The organism is Mycobacterium sp., from assembly GCF_004298145.1.
Lineage (GTDB): Bacteria > Actinomycetota > Actinomycetes > Mycobacteriales > Mycobacteriaceae > Mycobacterium.
In genome coordinates, this window is record NZ_SCRH01000006.1 from 83,383 (window position 1) to 108,734 (window position 25,352).

The following is a 25,352-nucleotide window of genomic DNA, read 5'->3' on the forward strand; positions in this document are numbered from 1 at the left end:
CCTCACCGCACCATCAACGTTAGATCGCGGGAAAGCAAACCTAAAGGGCCAGTACCGGCCCGGCGATCGGGGCAACGCCGATGGCGACCATCAGCGCCATGACGGTCAGCAAAAACCAGCCCGCACCCTGCCATCCCCACCAGGTCCCCCGCGCCTTCCACACGCGGTAGGTGCGCACGAACGCCCAGAGCCCGGCGGCCAGCGCGATCATGGGGCCCCCGAACGCCAACAGGGTGCGCTGCGGCGTGCCGCAGGCCACCGTGTCGACGCCCACTCCCGGGCAGGTGCTCACCCACAGCGCGGCGATCACCAGGAAGCCGACGGCGGCAGCCGTCGCCAGGACGGCAAACCGGACGGCGGCGAGCACCTCGCGGTCTTCCTGCCCCAGGCGATCACCACCTGGTCGCTCGCCTGCTTTCTGCATCGTCCTCACCTCCCCGGGATTGCGGCCCGGAATTCGGGCCCGCCTGGCCCCGCTCTTAGGTCATCGCTCGCGGTGTCGCTTTGGTTACGCGCTATGACGTTGTTCGTCGGCCCTCGCGGCGGGCGGCTCTAAGAGATACCCCCTGACAAACCGCGGCAAACGGGTTCGGCGTCAGGTTATACCGCTAGGGCGGGGCCATCAGAGCGCCGCGAATGGCCCGTATCGCCGCGTCGATCTCCGCGCGCGAGACGGTCAGCGCCGGACGGAACCGGACGCCGTCGCGACCCGAGGGCAGCACGATCACGGCGCGTTGCCACAGCCGGCGGATCAGCTGGTCGCGGCCGGCGGTGGTGGGCAGGCTGAACGCACACATCAGGCCGCGGCCGCGGGGATCGAGGACGACGCCGGGGAACTCGCCGGCGAGTTCGTCGAGGCAGCCCAGCAGGTAGGCGCCCTGCGCTGCGGCATGGTCGAACAGTTCGTCGGTCTCGATCACTTCCAGGATGCGGCGGGCGCGCACCATGTCGGCCAGGTTGCCGCCCCACGTCGAGTTCAGCCGGGAGGGCACCGCGAACACGTTGTCGGCGATCTCGTCGACCCGGCGGCCCGCCATGACGCCGCACACCTGGGTCTTCTTGCCGAACGCGACCACGTCGGGTTGCACACCGAATTGCCGGTAGGCCCAAGCGGTTCCGGTCAGGCCGCAGCCCGTCTGCACCTCGTCGAAGATCAGCAGGGCGTCGTGTTCGTCGCACAGCGCGCGCATGGCCGTGAAGAACTCGGGCCGGAAGTGCCGGTCACCGCCCTCCCCCTGGATGGGTTCGGCCACAAAGCAGGCGATGTCGTGCGGATGGGCTTCGAAGGCCGCGCGGGCCTGGACCAGCGACTCGGCCTCGAGCGCCGCCACATCGGCTCCCGGCCGGATGTAGGGGGCGTCGATGCGCGGCCAGTCGAACGTGGGGAAGCGTTCCACGGTGACCGGATTGGTGTTGGTCAGCGACAGCGTGTAGCCGCTGCGGCCGTGGAATGCGCCGCGCAGGTGCAGCACCCGGGTGCCCAGCGCGGGGTCGACACCGCGCGCCTCGTTGAACCGGCTCTTCCAGTCGAACGCCACCTTGAGCGCGTTCTCCACCGCGAGCGCCCCGCCGTCGACGAAAAACAGGTGCGGCAGAGTCGGGTCGCCCAGCACCCGGGCGAACGTCTCGACGAAGCGGGCCATCGCCACCGAGTACACGTCGGAATTGCTGGGCTTGTTCAGCGCAGCCGTGAGGAGCTCCGCGCGGAAGTCCTCGTCGTCGGCCAGCGCCGGGTGGTTCATCCCCAGCGCCGAGGAGGCAAAGAACATGAACATGTCGAGGTAGCGGCGGCCGTCCCGGGCGTCGTAGAGGTAGGAGCCGGCGGAGCGGGCCAGATCGAGCACGAAGTCGAAGCCGTCGACCAGCATGCTGCGCGCCAGCACCTCGTGGACGCGGTCGGGATCCGCGCGCCGATCGGCGCGGGCGAAGCGTTCCAGGGCGGCCGTCATGACACCCAGAATACGTGATGTTTACGGTATTATGACGTGAATACAGGATAATTTACGGTATATGCTGTCGATCGTCGTAAAAAGTATTCAAAATGATAGTGCTTCGCGTCTTGACATTCGCGGCCGTCCGGATCCGCTGCAGCAGGTCCTCGAGCGCGCGGGCGGACTCGACGCGCACCAGCAGGACGTAGCTTTCTTCGCCGGCCACCGAGTGACACGATTCGATCTCCTCGATGTGTTCCAGGCGGGCGGGCGCATCATCGGGTTGAGAGGGATCCAGAGGAGTGATGGCCACGAACGCCGACAGCGGGTGCCCGACGGCCGCCGGGTCGATGCGCGCCGCGTATCCCGCGATGACGCCGCGGGCCTCGAGCCTGCGCACCCTCGACTGGACCGCCGAGACCGACAGCCGGGCGCTGGCCGCCAACTCCGCCAACGTCGCGCGTCCGTCGGCGACCAGCTCGCGCACCAGAATCCGGTCGACCTCGTCGAGCGTCTCACTCATGGCCGGAGACTATCGCAGGAACGGCGCGCCGTGACCCGCTCGAAATGGCTGCGGACGTCGCAGCTTCGCGCGCTGTTCGCCGCGGGCCTCTCGGCGATGTACGCCGCCGAGGTGCCCGCCTACGGCACCCTGGTGCGGGTGAGCGAGCAGGTCAACGCCGATCACGTGGCGCGCCACCGGGATGCCGAACGGTTCGGCTCGCTGCAGCGCGTCACCGCCGAGCGGCACGGCGCCATCCGGGTGGGCAGCCCGGCCGAACTGGCCGCCGTCGCTGACCTTTTCGCCGCGTTCGGCATGCTGCCGGTCGGTTACTACGACCTGCGCTGCGCGGCCGCTCCGGTCCCGGTGGTGTCGACCGCCTTCCGCCCAGTCGATGCAAACGAGCTGTCGCTCAACCCGTTTCGGGTGTTCACCTCGATGCTGGCCACCCGCGACGCGCGCTTTTTCGATCGTGACCTGCGCGCCCGCGTCGACACCTTCCTGGGGCGCCGCCGGCTATTCGAGCCCGCGTTGCTCGCCCGCGCGCGCGTCGTCACCGCCGCGGGCGGCTGCGCCGGCGACCAGGCGCAGGAGTTCGTCGCGGCGGCGGTGGCGGCATTCGCCTTGTCCGGCGAGCCGATCGACAGATCCTGGTACGACGAGCTGTCGCGGGTGTCCGCGGTGGCCGCCGACATCGCCGGCGTCGGCTCCACCCACCTCAACCACCTGACACCGCGCGTCCTCGACATCGACGATCTGTACCGGCGGATGGCCGGGCGCGGCATCACCATGATCGATGCCATCCAGGGGCCACCGGCCACCGGTGGGCCGGCGGTGTTGTTGCGCCAGACCTCTTTTCGCGCCCTCGCCGAACCCCGTCGGTTCCGCGGCGAGGACGGCCGGATCACGCAAGGGGCGCTGCGGGTGCGCTTCGGCGAGGTGGAGGCCCGGGGTGTGGCGCTGACGCCGAAGGGCCGCGAGCGATACGACGCCGCGATGAGCGCTGTCGATCCGGCCGCGGTGTGGGCGGATCACTTTCCGCTCACCGACGAGCAGATGGCCGCCGAGGGGCTCGGCTACTACCGGGGCGGTGACCCGTCGGCGCCGATCGTCTACGAGGATTTCCTGCCCGCGTCGGCGGCGGGCATTTTCCGGTCGAACCTGGACTCCGACGGCGAAACCGCGGACGCGCCAGACGAATCCGGCTACGACGCGCAGTGGCTGGCCGGTGCCATCGGCCGCGACATTCATGACCCCTACGCCCTCTATGAGGAGGCATGCTGATGACCACCGAACGGTTACGCGCTCGGGTGCGCAAGGCCTTTGACGCGATCGGCGTCGCCACCGGCCTCGGCGAGCCGGACGCCCACGGGTTGCCCGCCGGCACACCGATCACCGGCGAGGTGCTGTTCACCGTCGCACCCACCACCCCCGAGCGGGTCGAGCGAACGATCACCGAAGCGGCCCAAGCGTTTTCGGTGTGGCGAGCCACACCCGCCCCGGTGCGCGGCGCGCTGGTGGCACGACTCGGCGAGCTGCTGAGGACGCACAAGGACGAGCTGGCCACCCTGGTGACCGTCGAGGTCGGCAAGATCGCCTCCGAGGCGGCGGGCGAGGTGCAGGAGATGATCGACGTCTGCCAGTTCGCCGTCGGCCTCTCGCGCCAGCTCTACGGCCGCACCATCGCATCGGAACGCCCCGGGCATCGGCTGCTGGAGACCTGGCATCCGCTCGGTGTGGTGGGGGTGATCACCGCGTTCAACTTTCCGGTCGCCGTGTGGGCCTGGAACGCCGCGCTGGCCCTGGTGTGTGGGGACCCGGTGGTGTGGAAGCCCTCGGAGCTGACGCCGTTGACGGCGCTGGCCACCCAGGCGCTGATCGCCCGGGCCGCGGCCGACGTCGGCGCCCCGCCCGCGGTGAGCTCGCTGGTGCTGGGCGACCGTGACGTCGGCGGGCTGCTGGTGGACGACCCCCGCATCGCCCTGTTGTCCGCGACCGGTTCGGTTCGGATGGGCCGGGACGTCGGCCCCCGCGTCGCCGCGCGCTTCGGCCGGGTGCTGCTGGAGTTGGGCGGCAACAACGCCGCCATCGTGACGCCGTCGGCCGACCTGGACCTCGTGGTGCGGGCCGTGGTGTTCGCCGCCGCGGGCACCGCCGGTCAACGCTGCACCAGCCTGCGCCGGCTCATCGTCCACCATTCGATGGTTAACGAGGTGGTCGCCCGCGTCGTGGCCGCCTTCCGGCAACTGCGGATCGGCGACCCGTCCGCGCCGGGCACACTCGTCGGGCCGCTGATTCACGAGACCGCCTACCGCGACATGGTGGGGGCGTTGGAACAGGCGCGCGCCGACGGCGGGGAGGTCATCGACGGAGACCGCAGGCATCCCGAGGTTCCCGAACGGCCGAGCTCCTACTACGTCGCGCCGGCCGTGGTGCGCATGCCCGCGCAGACCTCCATCGTGGCGAGCGAGACGTTCGCACCCATCCTCTACGTGCTGACCTACGACGAACTGGACGACGCGATAGCGCTCAACAACGCTGTGCCACAGGGCCTTTCATCGTCCATCTTCACCACGGACCTGCGCGAGGCCGAACGATTCCTGGCCGAATCCGACTGCGGAATCGCCAATGTCAACATCGGTACGTCCGGGGCGGAGATCGGCGGCGCGTTCGGCGGCGAGAAGGAAACCGGCGGCGGACGGGAGTCCGGTACGGACTCGTGGAAGGCCTACATGCGTCAAAGTACCAATACCGTCAATTATTCCGGCGAGTTGCCGCTGGCGCAGGGAGTGGAGTTCGGATGAATCCATTGTGGCCGGTGTCTCATGTCGTATGAGTACTATCTGACACATGCCGACCGCCCGAAGGCGTCTATCCCCCGAGGATCGGCGCGCTGAGCTGCTCGCTTTAGGGGCAGAGGTTTTTGGGAAACGACCTTACGACGAGGTCCGCATCGATGAGATCGCGGAACGCGCCGGGGTGTCGCGAGCCCTGATGTACCACTACTTCCCCGACAAGCGAGCGTTTTTCGCAGCGGTGGTCAAGGACGAGGCCGACCGCCTCTACGAGAACACCAACATGGACGACGTCACCGGTCTGACCATGTACGAGGAGATCCGGGTCGGTGTGCTGGCCTACATGGCCTACCACGAGCAGAACCCGGAGGCCGCGTGGGCCGCGTACGTCGGCCTGGGCCGGTCCGACCCGGTTCTGCTGGGCGTCGAGGACGACGCGAAGAACCGCCAGATGGAACACATCATGTCCCGGATCAACCAGCTGCTCGGCGCGCTCAACGGGGCCAGCATGGAACCCCACGTCGACCGGCACCTGCGGGTGATCCTGCACGGCTGGCTGGCGATGACCTTCGAGATCTGCCGGCAGCGGATCATCGACCCCACCACCGACTCCGAGAAGCTCGCCGACGTCTGCGCGCACTCGCTGCTGGACTCGATCGCGCGGGTGCCGGAGATTCCGGACGAGCTCGGCGAGGCGATGTCCACCTCGCGGCTCTGAGCGCAGCGGCGTCATGTCGGTCCCCGTTGGCACTATGGATGGGTGAGCACTCGCGCTGATGCCGGGCCGCCCGGCCACGCCGACCCCCTGGGCCGGTTCAGCGCGATCACCCGCGAGTGGTTCACCGGCACCTTCGCGGCGCCCACCGCCGCGCAGGGCGACGCCTGGAACGCCATCGCCGATGGCCACAACACCCTGGTGATCGCCCCCACCGGGTCCGGCAAGACGCTGGCGGCGTTCCTGTGGGCGCTGGACAGTCTGGCCGGCTCGGCCGACCGCCCGTCGGGCACGCGCGTGCTCTACGTGTCCCCGCTCAAGGCGCTGGCCGTCGACGTCGAGCGCAACCTGCGCACTCCCCTGGCCGGACTCACCCGCATCGCCGAACGCCGGGGCCTGCCGGCGCCGGACATCAGCGTGGGGGTGCGCTCCGGCGACACCCCGCCCGCCGTCCGTCGCCAACTCGTCAACCGGCCTCCCGACGTGTTGATCACCACGCCGGAGTCGCTGTTTCTGATGCTCACCTCCGCGGCACGCGAAACCCTGGCCGGGGTGCAGACGGTGATCGTCGACGAGATCCACGCCATCGCCGCCGGCAAGCGTGGCGCGCACCTGGCGGTGTCGCTGGAGCGCCTGGACGCGCTGCGGGCGGACAAACCGGCCCAGCGCATCGGGTTGTCGGCGACGGTGCGGCCGCCCGAGGAGCTCGCCCGCTTCCTGTCCGGCAGTGGCGCCAGGGCACCGACAAGGGTGGTGGCTCCGCCGTCGGCGAAGACGGTCGAGCTCACCGTGGTGGTGCCGGTGCCCGACATGGCCAACCTGGCGAACACTTCCCCGCAGGCGGGTGGTACCCCCTCCATCTGGCCCGATGTGGAGAACCGGCTGGTCGACCTGATCCAAGCGCACAATTCGACTATCGTGTTCGCCAATTCGCGGCGGCTGGCCGAGCGACTTACCGCCCGCCTCAACGAGATTCACGCCGAACGCAGCGGCATCGAGTTGTCCACGGACGCCAACCCGAAGGTGGCCGGCGGCGCGCCGGCGCACATCATGGGCTCGGGTCAGACCTACGGCGCCGACGCGATATTGGCGCGCGCCCACCACGGCTCGATCAGCAAGGAACAACGCGCCCTGGTCGAAGAGGACCTCAAGCGCGGGCTGCTCAAGGCGGTGGTGGCCACCTCCAGCCTGGAGCTGGGCATCGACATGGGCGCCGTCGATCTGGTGATCCAGGTGGAGGCGCCGCCGTCGGTGGCCAGCGGCCTGCAACGCATCGGCCGGGCCGGACATCAGGTCGGCGAGGTCTCCCGCGGCGTGCTGTTCCCCAAACACCGCACCGACCTGATCGGCTGTGCGGTCAGCGTCCAGCGCATGCTGACCGGCCAGATCGAAACGATGCGGGTGCCCGCCAATCCGCTCGACATCCTGGCGCAGCAGACCGTGGCGGCCGCCGCGGCCGAGCCGCTGGACGCCGACCTGTGGTTCGACACGGTGCGCCGGGCCGCGCCGTTCGCGACGCTGCCGCGCAGCGTGTACGAGGCCACCCTGGACCTGTTGAGCGGCAAGTATCCCTCCACCGATTTCGCCGAGCTGCGGCCGCGGCTGGTCTACGACCGCGACACCGGAACGTTGACCGCGCGCCCCGGTGCGCAGCGGCTGGCCGTGACCTCCGGCGGAGCCATCCCTGATCGCGGGCTGTTCACCGTGTATCTGGCCTCCGAGGCCGAAAAGCCCTCGCGGGTAGGAGAACTCGAAGAGGAAATGGTCTATGAGTCACGGCCCGGTGACGTCATCTCGCTGGGCGCCACCAGCTGGCGGATCACCGAGATCACCCACGACCGGGTGCTGGTGATCCCCGCGCCCGGGCAGCCCGCCCGGTTGCCGTTCTGGCGCGGCGACGGCGTGGGCCGCCCCGCCGAGCTGGGCGCCGCGCTCGGCGCGTTCACCGGAGAGCTGGCCGGCCTGACGCGGGAGGATTTCGAGGCCCGATGCACCGCACTGGGTTTCGACGCCTACGCCACCGACAACCTGGCGCGCCTGCTCGACGAACAACGAACCGCCGCCGGGGTGGTGCCCACCGACACGACCCTGCTGGTCGAGCGATTCCGTGACGAGCTCGGGGACTGGCGGGTGATCCTGCACTCGCCGTACGGGCTTGGCGTGAACGGACCCCTGGCGCTGGCGGTGGGCCGGCGGCTGCGGGAACGCTACGGCATCGACGAGAAGCCCACCGCCTCCGACGACGGCGTGGTGGTCCGCTTGCCCGACACATTCCCCGATCCGATGTCGGATACCGGGGAAACCCCGCCCGGCGCAGACCTTTTCGTCTTCGACGCCGAGGAGATCGAGCCGATCGTCACCGCCGAGGTGGGCGGCTCGGCGCTGTTCGCGTCGCGGTTCCGTGAATGCGCGGCCCGCGCCCTGTTGTTGCCGCGCCGGCACCCGGGCCGCCGCTCGCCGCTGTGGCAGCAGCGCCAGCGCGCGGCCCAGTTGCTGGAGGTGGCCCGCAAGTATCCCGATTTTCCGGTGGTGCTGGAGACCGTCCGCGAATGCCTGCAGGACGTCTACGACGTCCCCGCCCTAGTGGCGCTGATGGCCGGCATCGCCCAGCGCAAGGTGCGGGTCGTCGAGGCAGAAACGGCAAGTCCGTCTCCCTTCGCCGCCTCGCTACTGTTCGGCTACGTCGGCGCGTTCATGTACGAGGGCGACAGCCCGCTGGCCGAGCGGCGGGCCGCCGCGCTCTCGCTGGACAGCACGCTGCTGGCCGAGTTGCTGGGCCGGGTCGAGCTGCGCGACCTGCTCGATCCCGAGGTTATCGCCGCCACCGCCCGCCAACTGCAGCACCTCTCCGCCGAACGCGCCGCGCGCGACGCCGAGGGCGTCGCGGACCTGCTGCGACTGCTGGGCCCGCTGACCGAGGACGAGGTGGCCGCCCGCGCGGGCGGCGCCGACGTGGGCGGCTGGCTGGAGGGATTGCGCGCGGCCCGGCGCGCGCTGACGGTGTCGTTCGCCGGCCGCAGCTGGTGGGTGGCCATCGAGGACATCGGGCGGCTGCGCGACGGGATCGGCATCCCGGTCCCGCTGGGGGTGCCGGCGGCCTTCACCGAGGAGGTGGCCGACCCGCTCGGCGAACTGCTGGGCCGCTACGCGCGCACCCACACCCCGTTTACCACGGCCGAGGCCGCCACCCGGTTCGGCCTGGGGCTGCGCGTGACGGCGGACATCCTGGGCCGGCTGGCCGGTGACGGCCGGCTGGTGCGCGGCGACTTCGTCGCCGCGCACGACATATCGGGGACGCCCGCCGGTGCCGAGCAGTGGTGTGACACCGACGTGCTGCGCATCCTGCGGCGGCGGTCGCTGGCCGCGCTGCGGGCCCAGGTCGAGCCGGTCAGCACCGCCGCCTACGGGCGGTTCCTGCCGGCCTGGCATCACCTGGTGGCGGCCGAATCATCGCGCACCCCAGGACATTCCGGGCTGGACGGGCTGATGTCGGTGGTCGATCAGCTGGCCGGCGTGCGGATGCCGGCTTCGGCGATCGAGCCGCTGGTGCTGGCTCCCCGGGTCCGCGACTACTCCCCCGCGCTGCTCGACGAACTGCTCGCCGCCGGAGAGATCACCTGGTCGGGCGCCGGGTCGATTTCGAGTAGCGACGGCTGGATCGCGTTGCACACCAGCGAATCCGCGCCGCTGACCTTGGGCGCGCCGGCCGGGCCCGCCGACATCGACCTGGGCGACGCCCACCGCACCATCCTGGACACGCTGGCCGGGGGCGGCGCCTACTTCTTCCGTCAACTCGCGCAACGTGCGTTCTCCGACGCCGAGCTCAAAACCGCACTGTGGGAACTGATCTGGGCCGGCTGGATCACCGGCGACACGTTCGCCCCGGTGCGCGCCATCCTGGGCGGCACCGGAACCCGCACGCGCGCGCGACCCTCCCAGCCGGCGCACCGGTCGCATCGCCCGCCGCGGCTGAGCCGGTACAGCGTCGCGCATGCGCAGTCCCGGCCCGCCGACCCGGCCGTCGCCGGCCGATGGTCGGTCCTGCCGGCCCCCGAGCCGGATTCCACGCTGCGCGCCCACTACCAGGCGGAACTGTTGCTGGGCCGCCACGGCGTGCTCACCAGGGGTGCGGTGGCCGCCGAGGGCGTTGCCGGCGGTTTCGCCACCCTGTACAAGGTGCTGAGCACGTTCGAGGACGCGGGCCGGTGCCAGCGTGGGTACTTCATCGAGTCGCTGGGCGGGGCGCAGTTCGCGGTCGCGTCGACCGTCGATCGGCTGCGCGACTTCAGCGACGGCCTCGATCCGGAACGGCCGGAGTACCGGGCGGTCGTGCTGGCCGCCGCGGACCCGGCCAACCCGTACGGCGCGGCGCTGCCGTGGCCGGCCTCCGGCGGCGAGGGCGCACGCCCGGGCCGCAAGGCCGGTGCGCTCGTCGTGCTGGTCGACGGCGAGCTGGCCTGGTTCCTCGAGCGCGGCGGACGTTCGCTGCTGACCTTCACCGACGACGTCGCCGCCCATCACGCGGCGGCGGCGGCGCTGGCCGACCTGGTCGCCTCCCGTCGCGTCACCGGGATGCTGGTCGAGCGCATCGACGGCGTGGCGGCTCTCGCGCCCCGCGCGGACGGGCCCGGCCCTCTGAGCGCGCTGTCGGAAGCTGGATTCCACACGACGCCACGCGGAATGCGGCTGCGCTGAGATGCCCGAGGGCGACACCGTCTGGCACACCGCCGCCGTGCTGCGCCGGCACCTGCTCGGTGGGACGCTGACCCGCTGCGACGTTCGGGTGCCGCGGTACGCCACCGTCGACCTCACCGGACAGGTGGTCGACGAGGTCGTCAGCCGCGGGAAACATCTGTTCATCCGGGTGGGGCGGGCCAGCATTCACTCGCACCTGAAAATGGAGGGCAGTTGGCGGGTCGGCGAGGGCCCGGTGCGGGTCGATCACCGGGCGCGCATCGTTTTGGAGACGGACGCCATCCGGGCCGTCGGCGTCGACCTGGGAGTGCTGGAGATCCTGGATCGCGACCGTGACGGCGGCGCCGTCGCGCACCTGGGACCCGATCTGCTGGGCGAGGATTGGGACGCCGCGCGTGCGGCCGCCAATCTGACGGCGGACCCGGGCCGGCCGATCGCCGAGTCGCTCTTGGACCAGCGGGTGCTGGCCGGGATCGGCAATGTCTACTGCAACGAACTGTGTTTCGTCAGCGGGTATCTGCCCACCGCACCGGTGAGTGCCGTCGCCGATCCGCGCCGGCTGGTCTCTCGCGCACGAGAAATGCTGTGGATCAACCGTTTTCGATGGAATCGGTGCACCACCGGCGACACCCGGCACGGGCGCCGGCTCTGGGTCTACGGGCGAGGCGGGCAGCCGTGCCGCCGCTGCGCCGGCACCATCAACGTCGACGACTCGAAAGAACGGGTGGCCTACTGGTGCCCGTCGTGTCAGCGCTAGTCCCGTGCGTGCGCGAGGAAAAACTGGGCGATGGCTTCCGACCCGTCGAGCGCGTGCGTGGTGGGCCCGATGACGGCCGCGGGCAGATATTGCTTGCCGCCCGGCCAGGTGTGCCCGCCCTTGTCGACCTTGTAGAAGACGACCTCGGTGGACGCCGAGCATGTGGTGGAAACAAACCGGTGGACGACGGTGCCGTCCCGGACATCGGGCAGCACCTCCATCGACGGATCGCCGGTGCACCCGTCCACCGAGCGCCACTTCGCCACCATGGCATCCGCCGAGATCGCGTGGCTGAGCCCGCCGCGACCACGCACCGCCCCACCCTTGAACGGCACCAGCGGGTCGGCGGTGCCGTGCGCTTCCCACACCGACACCGGCCGCGACGGGGCGCACGCGACACCGATACCCAGGGTGCCGGCCACCGGCGCCGCCGCGGCGAAGACGTCGGCCCGGTCGCAGGCCAGCCGGTTGGACATGAAACCCCCGTTGGACATCCCGGTGACGAAAACGTGGCCGGGCGCGACGCGGTAGTCGTTTTGCAGCTTGCTGACCAACCCGACGAGGAAAGCCACGTCGTTGATGTGGCGGCGATCCGCGGGCGAGGCGCCGCGCCCGTCGGCCCAGCTCTTGTCGTAACCGTCGGGGTAGACCACCAACAGATCGTGGGCGTCAGCAACGGAGTTGAAACCCGTCAGCGCGCGCTGCGCGATCCCGGTTCCGCCGCCACCGTGCAAACTGAGCACCAGACCGACGGGGTCGCCCGCGGGGACGTGCAACATGTAGGTTCGGTCCATGCCGCCGGATCGGAACGTACCGGAAACGTCGCGAGCACTCGCCGCCGACACGTGCCGTACCCCGCATCCGACCACACACATCGCCACCACAGCGAGCCACAACCATCGCGTGTGCGGCATGTTGTCAGGTCGCCGACGGCGCAGCGACGGACAGACGCCGGTAGCGCGTCGCCGAAGACGGAGCAAACGTTGATGTGGCACGCAGCGCATTATTGGTGATACCGCATCGGGTAACGCCGGGACGTGCGAGCATTCGGACTGGCCCCGCCTTCAGCAAGCTATGGCTCTTCTGTTCCACGGGAGTATCACAAATGACGAGCACCCAGGTTCGCAAGCCCGGCCGGGCGCGGTCGCTCTTGGCTATCGGCGTGGTGCCGGTGGCGGGGCTACTCGGCGCCCTGGCGACCTCGGCGACCGCGCACGCCACCTCTGCCGATGACGCGTTCCTCGCCGCGCTGAAGGCCAAGGGGATCAACTACGAATCACCCGATGCCGCGGTCAATTCCGGTCACACCGTGTGCCACGAACTCGATTCGGGTCAAACGCCGGAGCAGGTCGCCAACAACGTGCTGTCCAGCAGTTCGCTGGACAGCTATCACGCCGGCTACTTCGTCGGCGTCAGCATCAAGGCGTACTGCCCCAAATACGCGGCGTCGGCGGCCGGGTCCTGAAATTTACAGCCGATTGACAGGCTGGTGACGAATTCGCGGCTAAAATTTGAACATCCGAAACTAGTGTGACGAGCACAAGGCCAGAATGATTCCGAAACTTTTGGTCGGTGTTGCGGGTGTTGCCATCGTTCTTGGCGCTTCCGGCTGGACCGCAGCATCGGCCAGCACCGACCCTAACCCCTTCAGCCATCTCAGCTGCGGCTGCGCGGAGTCAGATCCGCCGGGCAGCCCGGCCTTGCGGGACAACATCAATCGGGGCATCCAGCAGGGTCTTTCCGCCTCACGCGCCACGGCACCCCGGGTCACGCAGTGACCACCTCGCGGTCTACAGCCAATCGCGACGCTTGAACATCACGTACAGCAGCGCCATCAGGACCAGGATCACGCTGGTACTGGCCGTGAATCCGGTGGCCGTACCGAAGCCCGGGTAGGGAACGTTCTGCCCGTAAAAGCCGGTGATCGCCGTCGGCACGGCGATGATCGCCGCCCAACCGGTCAACTTCTTCATGACGGTGTTCAACCGGGCGTCCTGCAGTGACAGATTGGTCTCGAAAATCGTTGTGACCATGTCGCGCAGCGACTCCGTCCATTCGGAGACCCGCAGCACGTGATCGTAGAGGTCGGCGTACAGCGGGTCGAGCTGCCGGTCGGCACCATCCGAAATACGGTGGTGCTGAATCGAATTGACCACTTCGCGCATCGGCAGCGCCACCCGCCGCAGGTTCACCAGATCCCTGCGCAACCCAAAGGTGCGGCGCGCAAAGTCACTCTTGTGCGAAGTGCCGTCGAACAGCTCGTCCTCGATGGCCTCGATGCAGTCGTCGAGGGTCTCCACCGCCGCGAAATGGCTGTCGACGACGACGTCGAGCAGGCCGTGCACCAATGCACCGACACCGTAGGCCTGGCCGCCGATCTCCTGCCACCGCCGGGTCACCTGCGTCATGTCGAAGTCGGGCGTCAGGCGCACGGTGATCAACCCCTGCGGGAGCACGAAGGCCGAGATGCGATGCATCGACAGTTTGCGCGCAGGAGTGTCGACGGTGTTCGTTGCGATGTCGGCGGCGTAGACGGTGAAGAAGGTGTGGGTTTCGTACCCGGTGGCTTTGACCCGCTCGGCCGCGGCCACGGCATCTTCGACCGCCCAGTGGTTCAGGCCGAGTTCGCCGGCCAGGCCGCCCAGCGTGTCATGGTCGGGATTGCACAGGTCGGCCCACACCAGGGTGTCGGGCTCGGTGAGGTAGTTCGAGATCTCGCCGAACTCGAAGTCGTCTTGCGCCTTGCCGGCGCGCCACACGCGGCCCTGGATCTTCGGAGCGTTCTGCACCGGGCGATCTTCTCAGCCCGCCGACGGCGGCCGCTGCATCACCGTGCCCGGAAGCTCCGCGCCGTACTCGATGTCGTCGTAGTCGCGGCCCTTGCGCCGACGGGCGCCACTCGATCCCTGGCCCGGGCGCATCGGGGCCATCGGGAGCATCGGAGGCTGCGCGCCGCCCGGAGGGAGCGCGGACACCGCGGAGGCGAGCTGCACCGGCGCCTGCGCAGACCCCAACATTCCCACCGTCGCGGGCGGCATCGTCAGCTGTCCCAGCGAAATCCCGACACCCAGCGCCGCCCGGGGCGCCAATGACGAACCCGCGGCGCCGACCGTGCTGACCAGTCGCGTCTCCGCCGACAACAGCGCGGCGGCGCCGTCCGCCAAACCAGGGCCGACGTCGGTGCCCAGCGTCGTGAACGCGTGGGCCGTCGCCAGCTGCGCGCACACACCGAGGATGTTGACCGGATAACCGCCCGCGGCAAGGCCTTGGTTTGCCCAGGTGTTCCAGTATTTGAACCAGCCGGAGTCGGGATCCAGACCAAAAGCGTTGAAGGCCGCCTGGTTCGTCCCGGAGAGGGCAGCGGTGGTCTGCACCCCCGAATTGCTCGTGGTCGTCGCTTGCATCATGGTGGCTTGTGTCGCCGCCCCGGCCGGGTTGGTCACCTGGGGCGCCGGTGAGAACTGGGGCAGTCGCACGGCGCCCGCCGAGGTCGCGGCGTAGCGATACATGGCGGTCGAGTTGTTCACCCACATGGTGTGGTACTCGGCCTCGGTTTCGGCGATGGCCGGGTAGTTGACCCCGAAGAAGTTGGTGGCCAGCAACATCGCCAGGCGCGCGCGGTTGGCGGCCACCAGCGAGGGATGGACCACCGTCCAGTGCGTCCACTCGAACGCGGCGGCGACGACCTCCACCGACGCGGCGGTCTGCTGGCATTGCTGCGCGGTGAGACGCAACCAGGCCAGATAGGGTTCCAGCGCCTGGGCCATCGCCAGCGATGACGGACCGTGCCACGTCGTGGACAGCCACGACAGCTCCGCGGTGTAATTGCTCGCCGCTTGCTCCAGCTCGGCGCTCAACTCCTGCCAGAGGCCGGCGGCCTCGATCAGTGACCAAGCGCCGGGTCCGGAATGGATCAGCGCCGAGATGATCTCGGGCGGCAGTATCCCAAAATCCATGAACTCTTACCTTGGGGAAGAAGTGGGTGGGGCGAACACCGCGCGCGGGCGCTGGTCGCCGGTGACCGATCCGGTGGATGCGATCGGCGCCCGCAGTCGTGCGGCGCCAACGTCAATGTCATCCGGCCGACGGGTTTCGAGGCATCACTTTGCCTTTGACCTCCCGACCTAAGGCGACGTCCTCGTACTTTTGCTGCTTACGTTTTCGCCAGCCGGTGCCCGCCGAGGCCGTCGGCGGCGGCACCATCATCGGCATTATGGGGAATCCTGATTCCGCGGCGGGCAGCGGGGACGCGGCGGAGGCGAGTTGCACCCCGGTTTGCGTGCCCGGTAACAGCCCCACCACGGCGGGAGGCGCGGTCAGCTTGCCCAGCGAGACGCCGACGCCCAGCGCCCCCGTCGGCGCTGACGCCCCCGCGCCGATGCCTTTGATCGCATTGGCCAGACTGGCTGTGGTCGCTCCCAGGCCCTCCGACAGGCCCGAGCCGATGTCCCCGCCGACGGACGCAACCCCCTGGGCGGTCGCCAACTGCGCCCACACGCCGAGCATGTTGATCGGGAAGCCGGACGAAATGAACTGGTTGCCCCAGGTGCTCGCCCAGCCGAACCAGCCGGCGTTGGGATCGAAGCTGCTAATACTGTTGCCGAGCGACAGCAGGTTCGGCGCCTGCGTGCCCGAAGAGCTGAGCAGGGCATTGGACACCGCGAGCTGCTGGCTGGCCGTCCCGCTCGGACTGGTGGTCGCCAGCGGCGCATTGAACTGCGACAACCGCGTGGTCGCCTGCGACGACGTCGCCTGATAGCGGGTCATCGCCGCCGCGTTGTTCGCCCACATGGTCTGGTATTCGTTTTCGGTCTGGGCGATCGCCGCGGTGTTGGTCCCGAACCGGTTGGTGGCCAGCAGCTGCATCAGCCGCGTCCGGTTGGCGGTGACGACCGACGGCGGGACCACCGTGGATCGGACGGCGGTGAACGCGGAGGCCGCGGCTTCCGCCGAGGCGGCCATCTGTGCGGACTGCTGTGCGGTCTCGCGCAGCCAGAGCAGGTAGGGCTGGACGGACTGCAGCATCGCCATCGCCGACGGGCCGTCCCAGGACTCGATGAGAGAGGACAACGTGGAGGCATAGGTGGAGACCGAATTCTCCAGCTCGACGGCCAGGCGCTGCCAGGCGCCCGCGGCCTCGATCAGCGAGCCCGCTCCCGGCCCGGTGTGGATGAGTGTCGAGGTGACCTCAGGGGGTGCCAATAGATCCATTACATCTCACAATGCCCACGCTGAGAACAGCTCAGCAAATTTCTGTTAACCAGGCCGCGAAGAAGCCTTGAACTCTGTACATCGATGCCTGTCACCTGCGGTCGGATCCCTCCCAGTTCGACTGCCGGCTGCTAGGACACCCTATACCCCCAGCAACGCACCCTCTCCCTATTTAGTGACCGGGGGAGTTTGCCCGGTCACCAAATAGGAGAAGGGGCCCTCTATCAGACGGCGACCGAGGCGCCGCGGTTCACGGCGACGATCCGGTCGCCCGGACCGCGCCGCCGCATTTCCCGGGTGAAGTCGGCCGACGGTGACGGTGATGTCCATACGCGCGGGCTACCCGGTCCCGGCGCGTCCAGGCCGGCAGAGCCCCGGCTCAGTCGTCGATGTGCGTCGGTGGGTCGGCGAAGGCGAAATCGGACGGCCGCTGGTCGGGGCCCATCACATCGCAGTGCCCGTCGGGCACCAGGTAGGAACTGGCGCCGTTGGGAACAAGGCGGGTCACTGCCACGCAACGTTGCCACGTGCCGTCGGGCTGGACCGGTCCATCGCACTTGCTGAGAACGGGTCCCCCGTACTGGCAGCCGGCGCCGGCCGGCGCCGCCGAGGCGATCAGCTCCGCGGCCATCAGCAGGGCGGCCAATCCTCCGGCGATGCCGCGCTTCATGCTTGCCTCCCGACGACCCGACCAGCAAACAATGACGCTACCGCCTATGCCCCGGGTTTGCGTAGGGGTCAGGACAACCGAACACTCATGGCTCCACTCGGCGGCTGACGAACTCGCGGCGCTCGCCGGTGCGCGGGTCGGTGAACTCGATGCGCCGTGCCAACAATCGCAGTGGCGTGCCGAAATCGTCGGCCGCAACGTCAATCACGTTGGGGTACAAGGGGTCACCCTCGATCGGTATCCCCAGCGAGGCCATCTGCACGCGCAGCTGATGGGTGCGTCCGGTGCGTGGCGTCAGCCGGTAGGGGCCGGCCGGGGACAACAGCTCCACCAGCGTCTCGGCATTGGGCGCACCCGGCTCGCTGACGGCTTGTAGGTGCCCGCGCCGCTTGATGATTCGGCTTCTCACCACGCGAGGCAACTCCAGCGCCGGGTTGACGGCCGCCCGAGCCAGATACGTCTTGTGCACCAATCCCCGGGAGAACAGCGTCTGGAACGCGCCGCGCACCTCGCGGCGCGCGGTGAACAGCAGCACGCCCGCGGTCAGCCGGTCCAGCCGGTGCGCCGGGCTCAACTCGGGCAGCCCCAGCTCCCGGCGCAGCCGCACCAGCGCGGTCTGCGCGACGTGACGTCCGCGCGGCATGGTGGCCAGGAAGTGGGGCTTGTCGACGACCACGATGTCGTCGTCGCGGTACAGCACCGAGATGTCGAACGGCACGGGCACCTCGTCGGGGAGCTCGCGGTAGAGGTAGACACTCGCCCCGGTGGGCGCCACGGTGGCGTCATCGACCACGGCGCCGTCGGCGCACACCACCTCCCCGGCCAGGATCTTCGCGCGGGCCTGCGCGCCGAACCGGGCGGTCAGCTCGGCCAGCACCGGTCCGCCCCGGAGCCGTACCCGCGCCGGGCCGAGGCCGTCGCGCACGGGAAGCGGGGCGGGTCTCAATTGAGCGGGACCGGCTCGAGGATTTCGGCGCGCGCCTCCGGCGCGCTCGCCCGCAACTCGTCGGCCGACACGTCGTCGGGCTGGGCCTGGGACAGCACCTCCGCCTCCACCCGGGCGGTGTAGTTGGCGACCTCACGGTCGATGTCCGCGGCGGACCAACCCAGCGCCGGCGCGACCACATTCGCAACCTCGCGCGCGCAGTCGACGCCGCGGTGCGAGTATTCGATGGAGACACGCATCCGGCGGGCCAGGATGTCCTCCAGATGCAAGGCCCCCTCGGCGGTCACGGCATACAGCGCCTCGACCCTCAGGTAACCCGGCGCCTCCTTGATCGGATTGAGCAGGTCAGGATTTTCGGCCGCCAGCGCCAGCACGTCACCGATCAGCGACCCGTAGCGGTCCAGCAGATGGCGCACCCGGTAGGGATGCAACCCCTGCAGCTCGGCAACGTGCTCGGCCTGATTGATGAGCGCGAAGTAGCCGTCGGCGCCCAGCAGGCTGACCTTCTCGGTGATCGACGGTGCCACTCGGGCCGGAATGAATTGGGCCGCGGCATCAATCGCATCCGCGGCCATCACCCGGTAGGTGGTGTACTTACCGCCGGCGATGGCCACCAGTCCCGGCGCGGGCACCGCCACGGCGTGCTCGCGGGACAGCTTCGAGGTTTCCTCGCTCTCCCCGGCCAGCAGCGGCCGCAGCCCCGCATACACCCCGTCGATGTCGGCATGGGTCAACGGGATGGCCAGCACCGTGTTGACGGTCCGCAGGATGTAATCGATGTCGGCCTTGGTGGCCGCGGGATGGGCCAGATCGAGATCCCAGTCGGTGTCGGTGGTTCCGATGATCCAGTGGCTTCCCCACGGGATGACGAACATCACCGACTTCTCGGTGCGCAGGATGATCGCGACGTCGCTGACGATGCGGTCGCGCGGGACCACCACGTGCACGCCCTTGGACGCCCGCACCTGAAATCGCCCGCGCTGCTTGGATAATGCCTGGATCTCGTCGGTCCACACGCCGGTCGCGTTGACCACGACGTGGCCGCGGACTTCGGTGATCGCGCCGTCCTCGGAGTCGCGGACCCGCACCCCGGTCACCCGATCACCCTCGCGCAGCAGGGCGACGACCTGGGTGGAGGTCCGCACCACCGCACCATAGTGCGCGGCGGTACGCGCGACGGTCATGGTGTGCCGGGCATCGTCGACAATGGTGTCGTAGTAACGGATTCCACCGATCAAGGAGCTGCGCTTGAGGCCCGGGCTCAACCGCAATGCGCCGGCGCGGGTCAAATGCTTTTGCGCCGGAACAGATTTCGCGCCACCCATCCGGTCGTAGAGAAAAATGCCGGCGGCGATGTACGGACGTTCCCATACGCGGTTGGTCAGCGGAAACAAGAATGGCATCGGCTTGACCAGATGCGGCGCCAGCGCGGTGAGCGACAGCTCACGCTCGTAGAGCGCCTCGCGCACCAGACCGAACTCCAGTTGTTCGAGGTAGCGCAGGCCGCCGTGGAACATCTTCGACGAGCGGCTCGAGGTGCCCGAGGCGAAATCGCGCGCTTCCACCAGCGCCACCTTGAGGCCGCGGGTCGCGGCATCCAGCGCGCAGCCCGAACCGACCACGCCACCGCCGATCACCACCACGTCGAACTGCTCGGTGCCCAGCCGTTCCCACGCCGCCGGTCGCTGCTCGGGCCCCAGCACGGACACCGGCGAGCTTTGCTGGGTGAAGGGGCGGATCGGATCAGTCACGACCTGGACTCCTCACTGAAGAAACTCCCGTCGGTTACTCGTCAGTAGGGGCGTGCTGCCACCAAGGCTAACTAGTCGAGATCGTCGTGCGCCATCAGCCGCCGCGCCGCCTCGGTGATCGAGCCGGACAGCGACGGGTAGACCGCCAGCGTCTGGGCCAACTCGTTGACGGTGATGCGGTTCTGCACGGCCACGGCGATCGGCAGGATCAGCTCGGAGGCGATCGGCGCCACCACCACGCCGCCGATGACCACACCGGTGGACTTGCGGCAGAACATTTTCACGAAGCCCTGCCGCAACCCCGACATCTTTGCCCGCGCGTTGGTGCGCAACGGGAGCATGATCGTCCGTGCCGCCACCGAACCGTCGTCGATCATCGTTTGCGGCACACCGACGGCGGCGATCTCGGGCCTGGTGAACACCGTCGCCGCCACCGTGCGCAACCGGATCGGGCTGACGCCTTCGCCCAGCGCGTGATACATCGCGATGCGGCCCTGCATGGCGGCGACCGAGGCCAGCGGCAGCAGGCCGGTGCAGTCACCGGCGGCGTAGATGCCGGCCACCGATGTCCGCGACACCCGGTCCACGGTCAGATACCCGCCGCGGCGCAGTTCGATGCCGACCCGCTCCAGGCCCAGGCCGTCGGTGTTGGGCACCGAACCGATGGTCATCAGGGCGTGGCTGCCCTCCACGGTGCGCCCATCGGCCAGGGTGACCAGCACGCCGTCCTCGGTGCGGGTGACCGAGGCGGCGCGGGCGTTCTTCACCAACTGCACGCCGCGCTCGGAGAACGCCGCCTCCAGCACCAGCGCGGCGTCGGCGTCCTCGTAGGGCAGCACCCGGTCGCGGCTGGCGACCACCGTCACCGGCACACCCAATTCGGTGTAGGCGTGCACGAACTCGGCGCCGGTGACCCCCGACCCGACGACGATGAGGTGCTCGGGCAGCGCCTTGAGGTCGTAGAGCTGGCGCCAGGTCAGGATGCGCTCACCGTCGGGCACGGCCGACGACAGCACCCGTGGGCTGGCGCCGGTGGCGATCAGCACCACGTCGGCCTCGTACTCGCTGGTGACGGGGCCGTCGGGCCCCGGATCGGAATGGGTCGCCCTGATGTTGTGGCGGGCCAGCCCGGGCGTCGGGTCGATCAGCTCGCCGCGGCCGGCCACCACGTGCACGCCCACGCCCAGCAGCTGGTCGGTGATGTCGGCCGACTGCTCGGTGGCGAGCTGCTTGACCCGGGTGTGGATCTGCGGTAGCGAGAGCTTGGCGTCGTCGATGTCGATCTCGAACCCCAGCCGCGGCGCCCGGCGCAGCTCGGTGCGCAGCCAGGTCGACGCGATGAACGTCTTGGACGGCACGCAGTCGTCCAGGACGGCCGCCCCGCCGATGCCCTCGGAGTCGATGACGGTCACATGGACGGCGTCGGGGTGTTCTGGGCGCAACGTGGCGGCCACCAGCGCGGCTTCATAACCGGCCGGGCCTCCACCGAGGATCACGATGCGGGTCGCCACAGCCCCTAACCTAACGAAGCCGGCCGAACGCCGCGCAACGCTCGGGGGAAGACCGTGCCAGCCCGGACGTCTAAGCTTTCCCCGTGCCGCTCTACGCCGCGTACGGGTCGAACATGGATCCCGAGCAGATGCTGAAGCGCGCACCCCATTCGCCGATGGCCGGAACGGGCTGGCTGCACGGGTGGCGGTTGACGTTCGGGGGCGAGGACATCGGCTGGGAGGGCGCGCTGGCCACCGTCGTCGAGGACCCGGGTGCCAAGGTGTTCGTCGTCCTTTACGACATGACACCGGCGGACGAGAACAACCTCGACCACTGGGAGGGCTCGGAGTTCGGCGTTCACCAGAAAATCCGGTGCCGGGTCGAGCGCATCTCGTCGGACACCACCACCGACCCGGCCCTGGCGTGGCTGTACGTCCTGGATGCGTGGGAGGGCGGACTGCCGTCGGCCCGATACCTGGGAGTCATGGCGGACGCAGCCGAAATCGCCGGAGCACCAAGCGATTACGTGCACAGTCTGCGCACTCGGCCGGCCCGCAACATCGGCCCGGGGACCTCGACGTAACCGCGAGACTGTAACCGGCGACGCGTTCGCCCGAGAGGGAGCGTCGGTAGTTGCAGTCTGGCGACTAAAAGGCCACCGACTGCTCGACGATGTTGGCCATCACCCGCACCCCGATCGCCAGGGCCCGCTCGTCGAGATTGAACGTCGGCTGGTGCAGGTCCAGCTGTGGTCCCAGCCCCGGCCACACCCCCAACCGGGCCATCGCGCCGGGGATCTCCTCCAGGTACCAGGAGAAGTCCTCGCCGCCTCCGGACTGGCGGGTGTCGGCCAGCGCGTCGGGGCCGACGGCTTCGATCGCGTGGGTGAGGATGCGCGTCGAGACGTCCTCGTTGACCACCGGCGGCACGCCGCGCCGGTATTGCAGCGTGTGTTCGATGGCCAGCGGCGCGAGCAGCCCGGACACGGTCTCGCGGATGATCTCCTCCAGCCCCACCCAGGTCTGCCGGCTCGCGGTGCGCACGGTGCCGGCCAGCACACCGGTCTGGGGGATGGCGTTGGCGGCCACCCCGGCGTTGACCGCGCCCCACACCAGCACGGTGCCGTTGCGCGGGTCGATGCGCCGCGACAACACCCCGGGCAGCCCGGTGATCAGCGTGCCGAGCCCGTACACCAGATCGGCGGTCAGGTGCGGGCGCGAGGTGTGCCCGCCGGGTGAATACAGCGTGATCTCGATCTGGTCGGCCGCCGAGGTGATCGGGCCGTGCCGGACCGCGATCTTGCCGACCTCCAGCCGGGGATCGCAGTGCAGGGCGAAGATCCGCGATACCCCGTTGATCGCACCGGCCGCGATGGCGTCGATCGCCCCGCCGGGCATCAATTCCTCGGCAGCCTGGAAGAGCAACCGCACCCCGACCGGCAGCTCGGGCACCGACGCCAGGACCAGGGCGGTCCCCAGCAGGATGGCGGTGTGTGCGTCATGACCGCAGGCGTGTGCCACATTGGGCATGGTGGACGCGTAGGGGGCGCCGGTGCGTTCGGCCATCGGCAGGGCGTCCATGTCGGCCCGCAGCGCGATCCGGGGCTCGTGCTCGGGGCCGATGTCACAGACGAGTCCGGTTCCGCCGGGCAAGACCTTCGGGTTGAGTCCCGCTTCGGCCAACCGTTCGGCGACGAACTGGGTGGTGGCGTACTCCTGCCGGCCCAACTCGGGGTAGCGGTGAATGTGCCGGCGCCATTCGACCAGGTCTGCGTGATGTACACCCAGCCAGGATTCGGCGGCGTCGGCGAGGCTCATGCGTGCGACCCGCCGCGCCTGCGCTCGTGCGCCGCCATGACCCGGTCGCGTTCGGTGGGCGTCTGGGCCAGCTGGACCACCGTGCGCGCCAGCATGATCGCACCCTCGACCACCGCGCGGTCGGCGCTGGGGCCGGCCGCGGCGTCGGCGAAGGCCCGCTGGTGGATGGTGGCCCCGCCGGCATCGACCCCGATCACCGGGTGGATGCCCGGCAGCGCTTGGGTCACGTTGCCCATGTCGGTGCTGCCCATGGGCAGCGCCCCTTCGAATTCACGGGCCACCGGTTCACGGCCGAGCCGGCGCATCTCCTCGCGAAAGATGTCGGCCAGCCATTGGTCGGGGTTGAGTTCGTCGTAAGCGGGTGCCGGATTGACGATTTCGTATTCGCAACCGGTGGCCAGTGCGCCGGCGGCGAAGCAGGCGTAGATCCGGCCCTCCAGTTGCCGCAGCGAATCCGATTCGGTCGCCCGCATCGCATACTGCAGCGTCGCGTGGCCGGGGATGACGTTGACCGCCTGCCCGCCGTCGGTGACGATCCCGTGCACCAGTTGCCCGGGCGCCAGTTGCTGGCGCAGCAGCCCGATCGCCACCTGTGCGACGGTGACGGCGTCGACGGCGTTGACGCCCAGGTGCGGCGCGACGGCCGCGTGCGATTCCTTGCCGCGGTATTTCACGATCACCTCGGACAGGGCCAGCGAGCGGGCGGCGGCGATGTCGGCCGGCCCGGGATGCAACATCACCGCCGCGGCGATGTCGTCGAACACCCCGGCCCGCAGCAACAGCACCTTGCCGCCACCGGCCTCCTCGGCGGGAGTCCCCAGCAGCGCCACCCGCAAGCCCAGGTCGTCGGCCACCTCGGCCAGGGCCAGCGCGGTGCCCACCGCCGACGCCGCGATGATGTTGTGCCCGCAGGCATGTCCGATCTCGGGCAGCGCGTCGTATTCGGCGCACACCCCGACGGTCAGCGGCCCGCTGCCGAAGTCGGCGCGAAAGGCGGTGTCCAGACCGCCCGCGGCCGCGGTGATCTCGAAGCCGCGTTCGGCGACCAGTGCCCCCGCCTTCGCGCAGCTGCGGTGCTCGGCGAACGCCAGCTCAGGCTCGGCGTGAATGGCGTGAGACAACTCGACGAGGTCGGCGCCGCGCCGCCGCACGACAGCCTCGACGCTGTCCAGCGGGCTATCTGACGGGGCGGTAGGCACTCTCGCAGTATGTCACTGACCGACCTAGGGCCCTGAGGGCCCGAAGGGCTACACCCGCCCGGCGATGAATCCCGCCGCCTGGCCGGGATACGGCGGTACGGAGTAGTCGTGGTGTGCATCCCGGTCGCGGCCGCCGACGACGCAGACGGGATCACCCTCGCTGCACAGGTCGATGGCGCGGCCGGCGAAGGCACCCGTCGACGACAGGGGCGTGTCGAAGCGGTTGCCGGGATTGCCGAACACCGCGACCGCCCTGATCTTGTTGGCCAGCCCGGGATCCAGCGCGGGCGCCGATCCGAAGTTGCCGATGCGCTGGCCGACGGGCGGCACACCGGCGAGCATCGAGACCGCGGCGGCGCCCTGCGAGAAGCCGCCGAGCACCAGACGCGTCGACGGGCACTGGTCGACCATCTCCGCGATGTGATCGCGTGCGTCGTTGGCGGCGTCGGCGGTAGTCAGGAAGTTGTAGCTGGCCGGATAGTTCACCGCATAGGAGTCGACGGTGCGCGACCCCAGGGCGGGTTGCAGGGCGGCGAACAGCGCGTCGCCGACCAGACCCAGGCCGGGCGGCTCGGCGGTGCCGCGGGCGAAGATGAGTTGCACAGCCGGACAGTCGGCCGACGCCCTCGGCGCCGGGCCGAATGTGATCGAAACCACTGACAGCACAACAGCAACCGTTATTCCAATGACCGGGCCCGTCGCCGGCCATCTACGAATATTCATACGCCAGATCTTGACATATCCCTGCGGAGACCGTCGCCGGGCCAGGCTCGATCGCCCGACTCCTCACTCGCGCCCCACCGGCGCTCACCGTCGCCGGGCCAGGCTCGATCGCCCGACTCCTCACTCGCGCCCCACCGGCGCTCACCGTC

At 69.5% G+C, this 25,352-nt stretch carries 21 protein-coding genes; 7 read left to right on the top strand and 14 right to left on the bottom strand.

Annotation, left to right across the window (positions count from 1 at the left end):
• Positions 1 to 40: 40 nt before the first annotated feature.
• From EPN51_RS02355 to EPN51_RS02365, 3 genes are all read right to left on the bottom strand, one after another.
• Positions 41 to 424, bottom strand: a complete 384-nt coding sequence (locus EPN51_RS02355) for a hypothetical protein (protein WP_293035715.1) — start codon at positions 422 to 424, stop codon at positions 41 to 43.
• 184 nt (positions 425 to 608) lie between these two features.
• Positions 609 to 1,949, bottom strand: coding sequence for an L-lysine 6-transaminase (gene lat / locus EPN51_RS02360; RefSeq protein ID WP_293035718.1), 1,341 nt, complete (start codon positions 1,947 to 1,949; stop codon positions 609 to 611).
• 52 nt (positions 1,950 to 2,001) lie between these two features.
• On the bottom strand, positions 2,002 to 2,454 hold the full coding sequence (locus tag EPN51_RS02365) for an Lrp/AsnC family transcriptional regulator (RefSeq protein WP_293035720.1): 453 nt from the start codon (positions 2,452 to 2,454) through the stop codon (positions 2,002 to 2,004).
• Positions 2,455 to 2,484: 30 nt separating this feature from the next.
• Between EPN51_RS02365 and EPN51_RS02370 the strand changes: the two genes are divergently transcribed.
• The 5 genes from EPN51_RS02370 (at position 2,485) to nei2 (ending at position 11,395) form a co-directional block, all read left to right on the top strand.
• Positions 2,485 to 3,717, top strand: coding sequence for a VOC family protein (locus EPN51_RS02370; protein WP_293035723.1), 1,233 nt, complete (start codon positions 2,485 to 2,487; stop codon positions 3,715 to 3,717).
• A complete protein-coding gene (locus tag EPN51_RS02375) occupies positions 3,717 to 5,237 on the top strand; it encodes an aldehyde dehydrogenase family protein (protein ID WP_366509364.1) in 1,521 nt (506 codons plus the stop codon). Before EPN51_RS02370 ends, EPN51_RS02375 begins: the two co-directional genes overlap by 1 nt.
• A gap of 46 nt (positions 5,238 to 5,283) precedes the next feature.
• Complete coding sequence (locus EPN51_RS02380; protein WP_293035726.1) at positions 5,284 to 5,946, top strand: TetR/AcrR family transcriptional regulator; 663 nt, start codon at positions 5,284 to 5,286, stop codon at positions 5,944 to 5,946.
• A gap of 87 nt (positions 5,947 to 6,033) precedes the next feature.
• The gene (locus EPN51_RS02385) at positions 6,034 to 10,638 is read left to right on the top strand and encodes an ATP-dependent helicase (protein WP_293035821.1); all 4,605 of its coding nucleotides are present in this window, start codon (positions 6,034 to 6,036) and stop codon (positions 10,636 to 10,638) included.
• A gap of 1 nt (position 10,639) precedes the next feature.
• The gene (gene nei2 / locus EPN51_RS02390) at positions 10,640 to 11,395 is read left to right on the top strand and encodes an endonuclease VIII Nei2 (protein ID WP_293035729.1); all 756 of its coding nucleotides are present in this window, start codon (positions 10,640 to 10,642) and stop codon (positions 11,393 to 11,395) included.
• Here nei2 and EPN51_RS02395 read toward each other — a convergent pair.
• Positions 11,392 to 12,309, bottom strand: a complete 918-nt coding sequence (locus tag EPN51_RS02395; protein ID WP_293035732.1) for a PHB depolymerase family esterase — start codon at positions 12,307 to 12,309, stop codon at positions 11,392 to 11,394. The genes nei2 and EPN51_RS02395 overlap by 4 nt on opposite strands.
• Positions 12,310 to 12,500: 191 nt before the next feature.
• On the opposite strand from EPN51_RS02395, the gene EPN51_RS02400 reads away from it, so the two are divergent.
• Positions 12,501 to 12,860 carry a DUF732 domain-containing protein gene (locus tag EPN51_RS02400; RefSeq protein WP_293035735.1) on the top strand — a complete coding sequence of 120 codons (360 nt, stop codon included), beginning with the start codon at positions 12,501 to 12,503 and terminating at the stop codon, positions 12,858 to 12,860.
• 325 nt (positions 12,861 to 13,185) lie between these two features.
• On the opposite strand, the gene EPN51_RS02405 is transcribed toward EPN51_RS02400, so the two are convergent.
• From EPN51_RS02405 to EPN51_RS02435, 7 genes are all read right to left on the bottom strand, one after another.
• Positions 13,186 to 14,184 carry a magnesium transporter CorA family protein gene (locus tag EPN51_RS02405; protein ID WP_293035738.1) on the bottom strand — a complete coding sequence of 333 codons (999 nt, stop codon included), beginning with the start codon at positions 14,182 to 14,184 and terminating at the stop codon, positions 13,186 to 13,188.
• A 12-nt stretch (positions 14,185 to 14,196) separates the two neighbouring features.
• Complete coding sequence (locus EPN51_RS02410) at positions 14,197 to 15,351, bottom strand: PPE family protein (protein WP_293035741.1); 1,155 nt, start codon at positions 15,349 to 15,351, stop codon at positions 14,197 to 14,199.
• Positions 15,352 to 15,469: 118 nt separating this feature from the next.
• On the bottom strand, positions 15,470 to 16,606 hold the full coding sequence (locus EPN51_RS02415; protein ID WP_293035744.1) for a PPE family protein: 1,137 nt from the start codon (positions 16,604 to 16,606) through the stop codon (positions 15,470 to 15,472).
• 379 nt (positions 16,607 to 16,985) lie between these two features.
• A complete protein-coding gene (locus tag EPN51_RS02420; RefSeq protein WP_293035747.1) occupies positions 16,986 to 17,276 on the bottom strand; it encodes a hypothetical protein in 291 nt (96 codons plus the stop codon).
• Between the two features lie 85 nt (positions 17,277 to 17,361).
• On the bottom strand, positions 17,362 to 18,222 hold the full coding sequence (locus EPN51_RS02425) for a pseudouridine synthase (RefSeq protein ID WP_293035750.1): 861 nt from the start codon (positions 18,220 to 18,222) through the stop codon (positions 17,362 to 17,364).
• On the bottom strand, positions 18,219 to 19,973 hold the full coding sequence (locus EPN51_RS02430) for a glycerol-3-phosphate dehydrogenase/oxidase (protein WP_293035753.1): 1,755 nt from the start codon (positions 19,971 to 19,973) through the stop codon (positions 18,219 to 18,221). Before EPN51_RS02430 ends, EPN51_RS02425 begins: the two co-directional genes overlap by 4 nt.
• Before the next feature lie 71 nt (positions 19,974 to 20,044).
• The gene (locus EPN51_RS02435) at positions 20,045 to 21,484 is read right to left on the bottom strand and encodes an NAD(P)H-quinone dehydrogenase (protein ID WP_293035756.1); all 1,440 of its coding nucleotides are present in this window, start codon (positions 21,482 to 21,484) and stop codon (positions 20,045 to 20,047) included.
• 83 nt (positions 21,485 to 21,567) lie between these two features.
• On the opposite strand from EPN51_RS02435, the gene EPN51_RS02440 reads away from it, so the two are divergent.
• A complete protein-coding gene (locus tag EPN51_RS02440; protein ID WP_293035759.1) occupies positions 21,568 to 22,047 on the top strand; it encodes a gamma-glutamylcyclotransferase in 480 nt (159 codons plus the stop codon).
• 64 nt (positions 22,048 to 22,111) lie between these two features.
• On the opposite strand, the gene EPN51_RS02445 is transcribed toward EPN51_RS02440, so the two are convergent.
• From EPN51_RS02445 to EPN51_RS02455, 3 genes are read right to left on the bottom strand one after another with little or no spacing between them, the layout of a single operon-like run.
• Positions 22,112 to 23,281, bottom strand: a complete 1,170-nt coding sequence (locus EPN51_RS02445; protein WP_293035762.1) for a M20 family metallopeptidase — start codon at positions 23,279 to 23,281, stop codon at positions 22,112 to 22,114.
• Positions 23,278 to 24,480: a M20 family metallopeptidase gene (locus tag EPN51_RS02450; protein WP_293035765.1), complete on the bottom strand. Its 1,203-nt coding sequence runs from the start codon at positions 24,478 to 24,480 to the stop codon at positions 23,278 to 23,280. Before EPN51_RS02450 ends, EPN51_RS02445 begins: the two co-directional genes overlap by 4 nt.
• Before the next feature lie 48 nt (positions 24,481 to 24,528).
• Positions 24,529 to 25,143 (bottom strand): cutinase family protein, encoded by a 615-nt coding sequence (locus tag EPN51_RS02455; protein WP_293035824.1) that lies wholly within the window; start codon positions 25,141 to 25,143, stop codon positions 24,529 to 24,531.
• Between the last annotated feature and the right edge of the window lie 209 nt (positions 25,144 to 25,352).

What these genes read in the sequence shown, in the direction of transcription:
- EPN51_RS02420 (WP_293035747.1), bottom strand. Translation starts at nt 17,276, where the DNA reads ATGAAGCGCGGCATCGCCGGAGGATTGGCCGCCCTGCTGATGGCCGCG.
- EPN51_RS02375 (WP_366509364.1), top strand. Translation starts at nt 3,717, where the DNA reads ATGACCACCGAACGGTTACGCGCTCGGGTGCGCAAGGCCTTTGACGCG.
- EPN51_RS02400 (WP_293035735.1), top strand. Translation starts at nt 12,501, where the DNA reads ATGACGAGCACCCAGGTTCGCAAGCCCGGCCGGGCGCGGTCGCTCTTG.
- lat (WP_293035718.1), bottom strand. Translation starts at nt 1,949, where the DNA reads ATGACGGCCGCCCTGGAACGCTTCGCCCGCGCCGATCGGCGCGCGGAT.
- EPN51_RS02395 (WP_293035732.1), bottom strand. Translation starts at nt 12,309, where the DNA reads ATGCCGCACACGCGATGGTTGTGGCTCGCTGTGGTGGCGATGTGTGTG.
- EPN51_RS02415 (WP_293035744.1), bottom strand. Translation starts at nt 16,606, where the DNA reads ATGGATCTATTGGCACCCCCTGAGGTCACCTCGACACTCATCCACACC.
- EPN51_RS02355 (WP_293035715.1), bottom strand. Translation starts at nt 424, where the DNA reads ATGCAGAAAGCAGGCGAGCGACCAGGTGGTGATCGCCTGGGGCAGGAA.
- EPN51_RS02380 (WP_293035726.1), top strand. Translation starts at nt 5,284, where the DNA reads ATGCCGACCGCCCGAAGGCGTCTATCCCCCGAGGATCGGCGCGCTGAG.
- EPN51_RS02445 (WP_293035762.1), bottom strand. Translation starts at nt 23,281, where the DNA reads ATGAGCCTCGCCGACGCCGCCGAATCCTGGCTGGGTGTACATCACGCA.
- nei2 (WP_293035729.1), top strand. Translation starts at nt 10,640, where the DNA reads ATGCCCGAGGGCGACACCGTCTGGCACACCGCCGCCGTGCTGCGCCGG.
- EPN51_RS02365 (WP_293035720.1), bottom strand. Translation starts at nt 2,454, where the DNA reads ATGAGTGAGACGCTCGACGAGGTCGACCGGATTCTGGTGCGCGAGCTG.
- EPN51_RS02410 (WP_293035741.1), bottom strand. Translation starts at nt 15,351, where the DNA reads ATGGATTTTGGGATACTGCCGCCCGAGATCATCTCGGCGCTGATCCAT.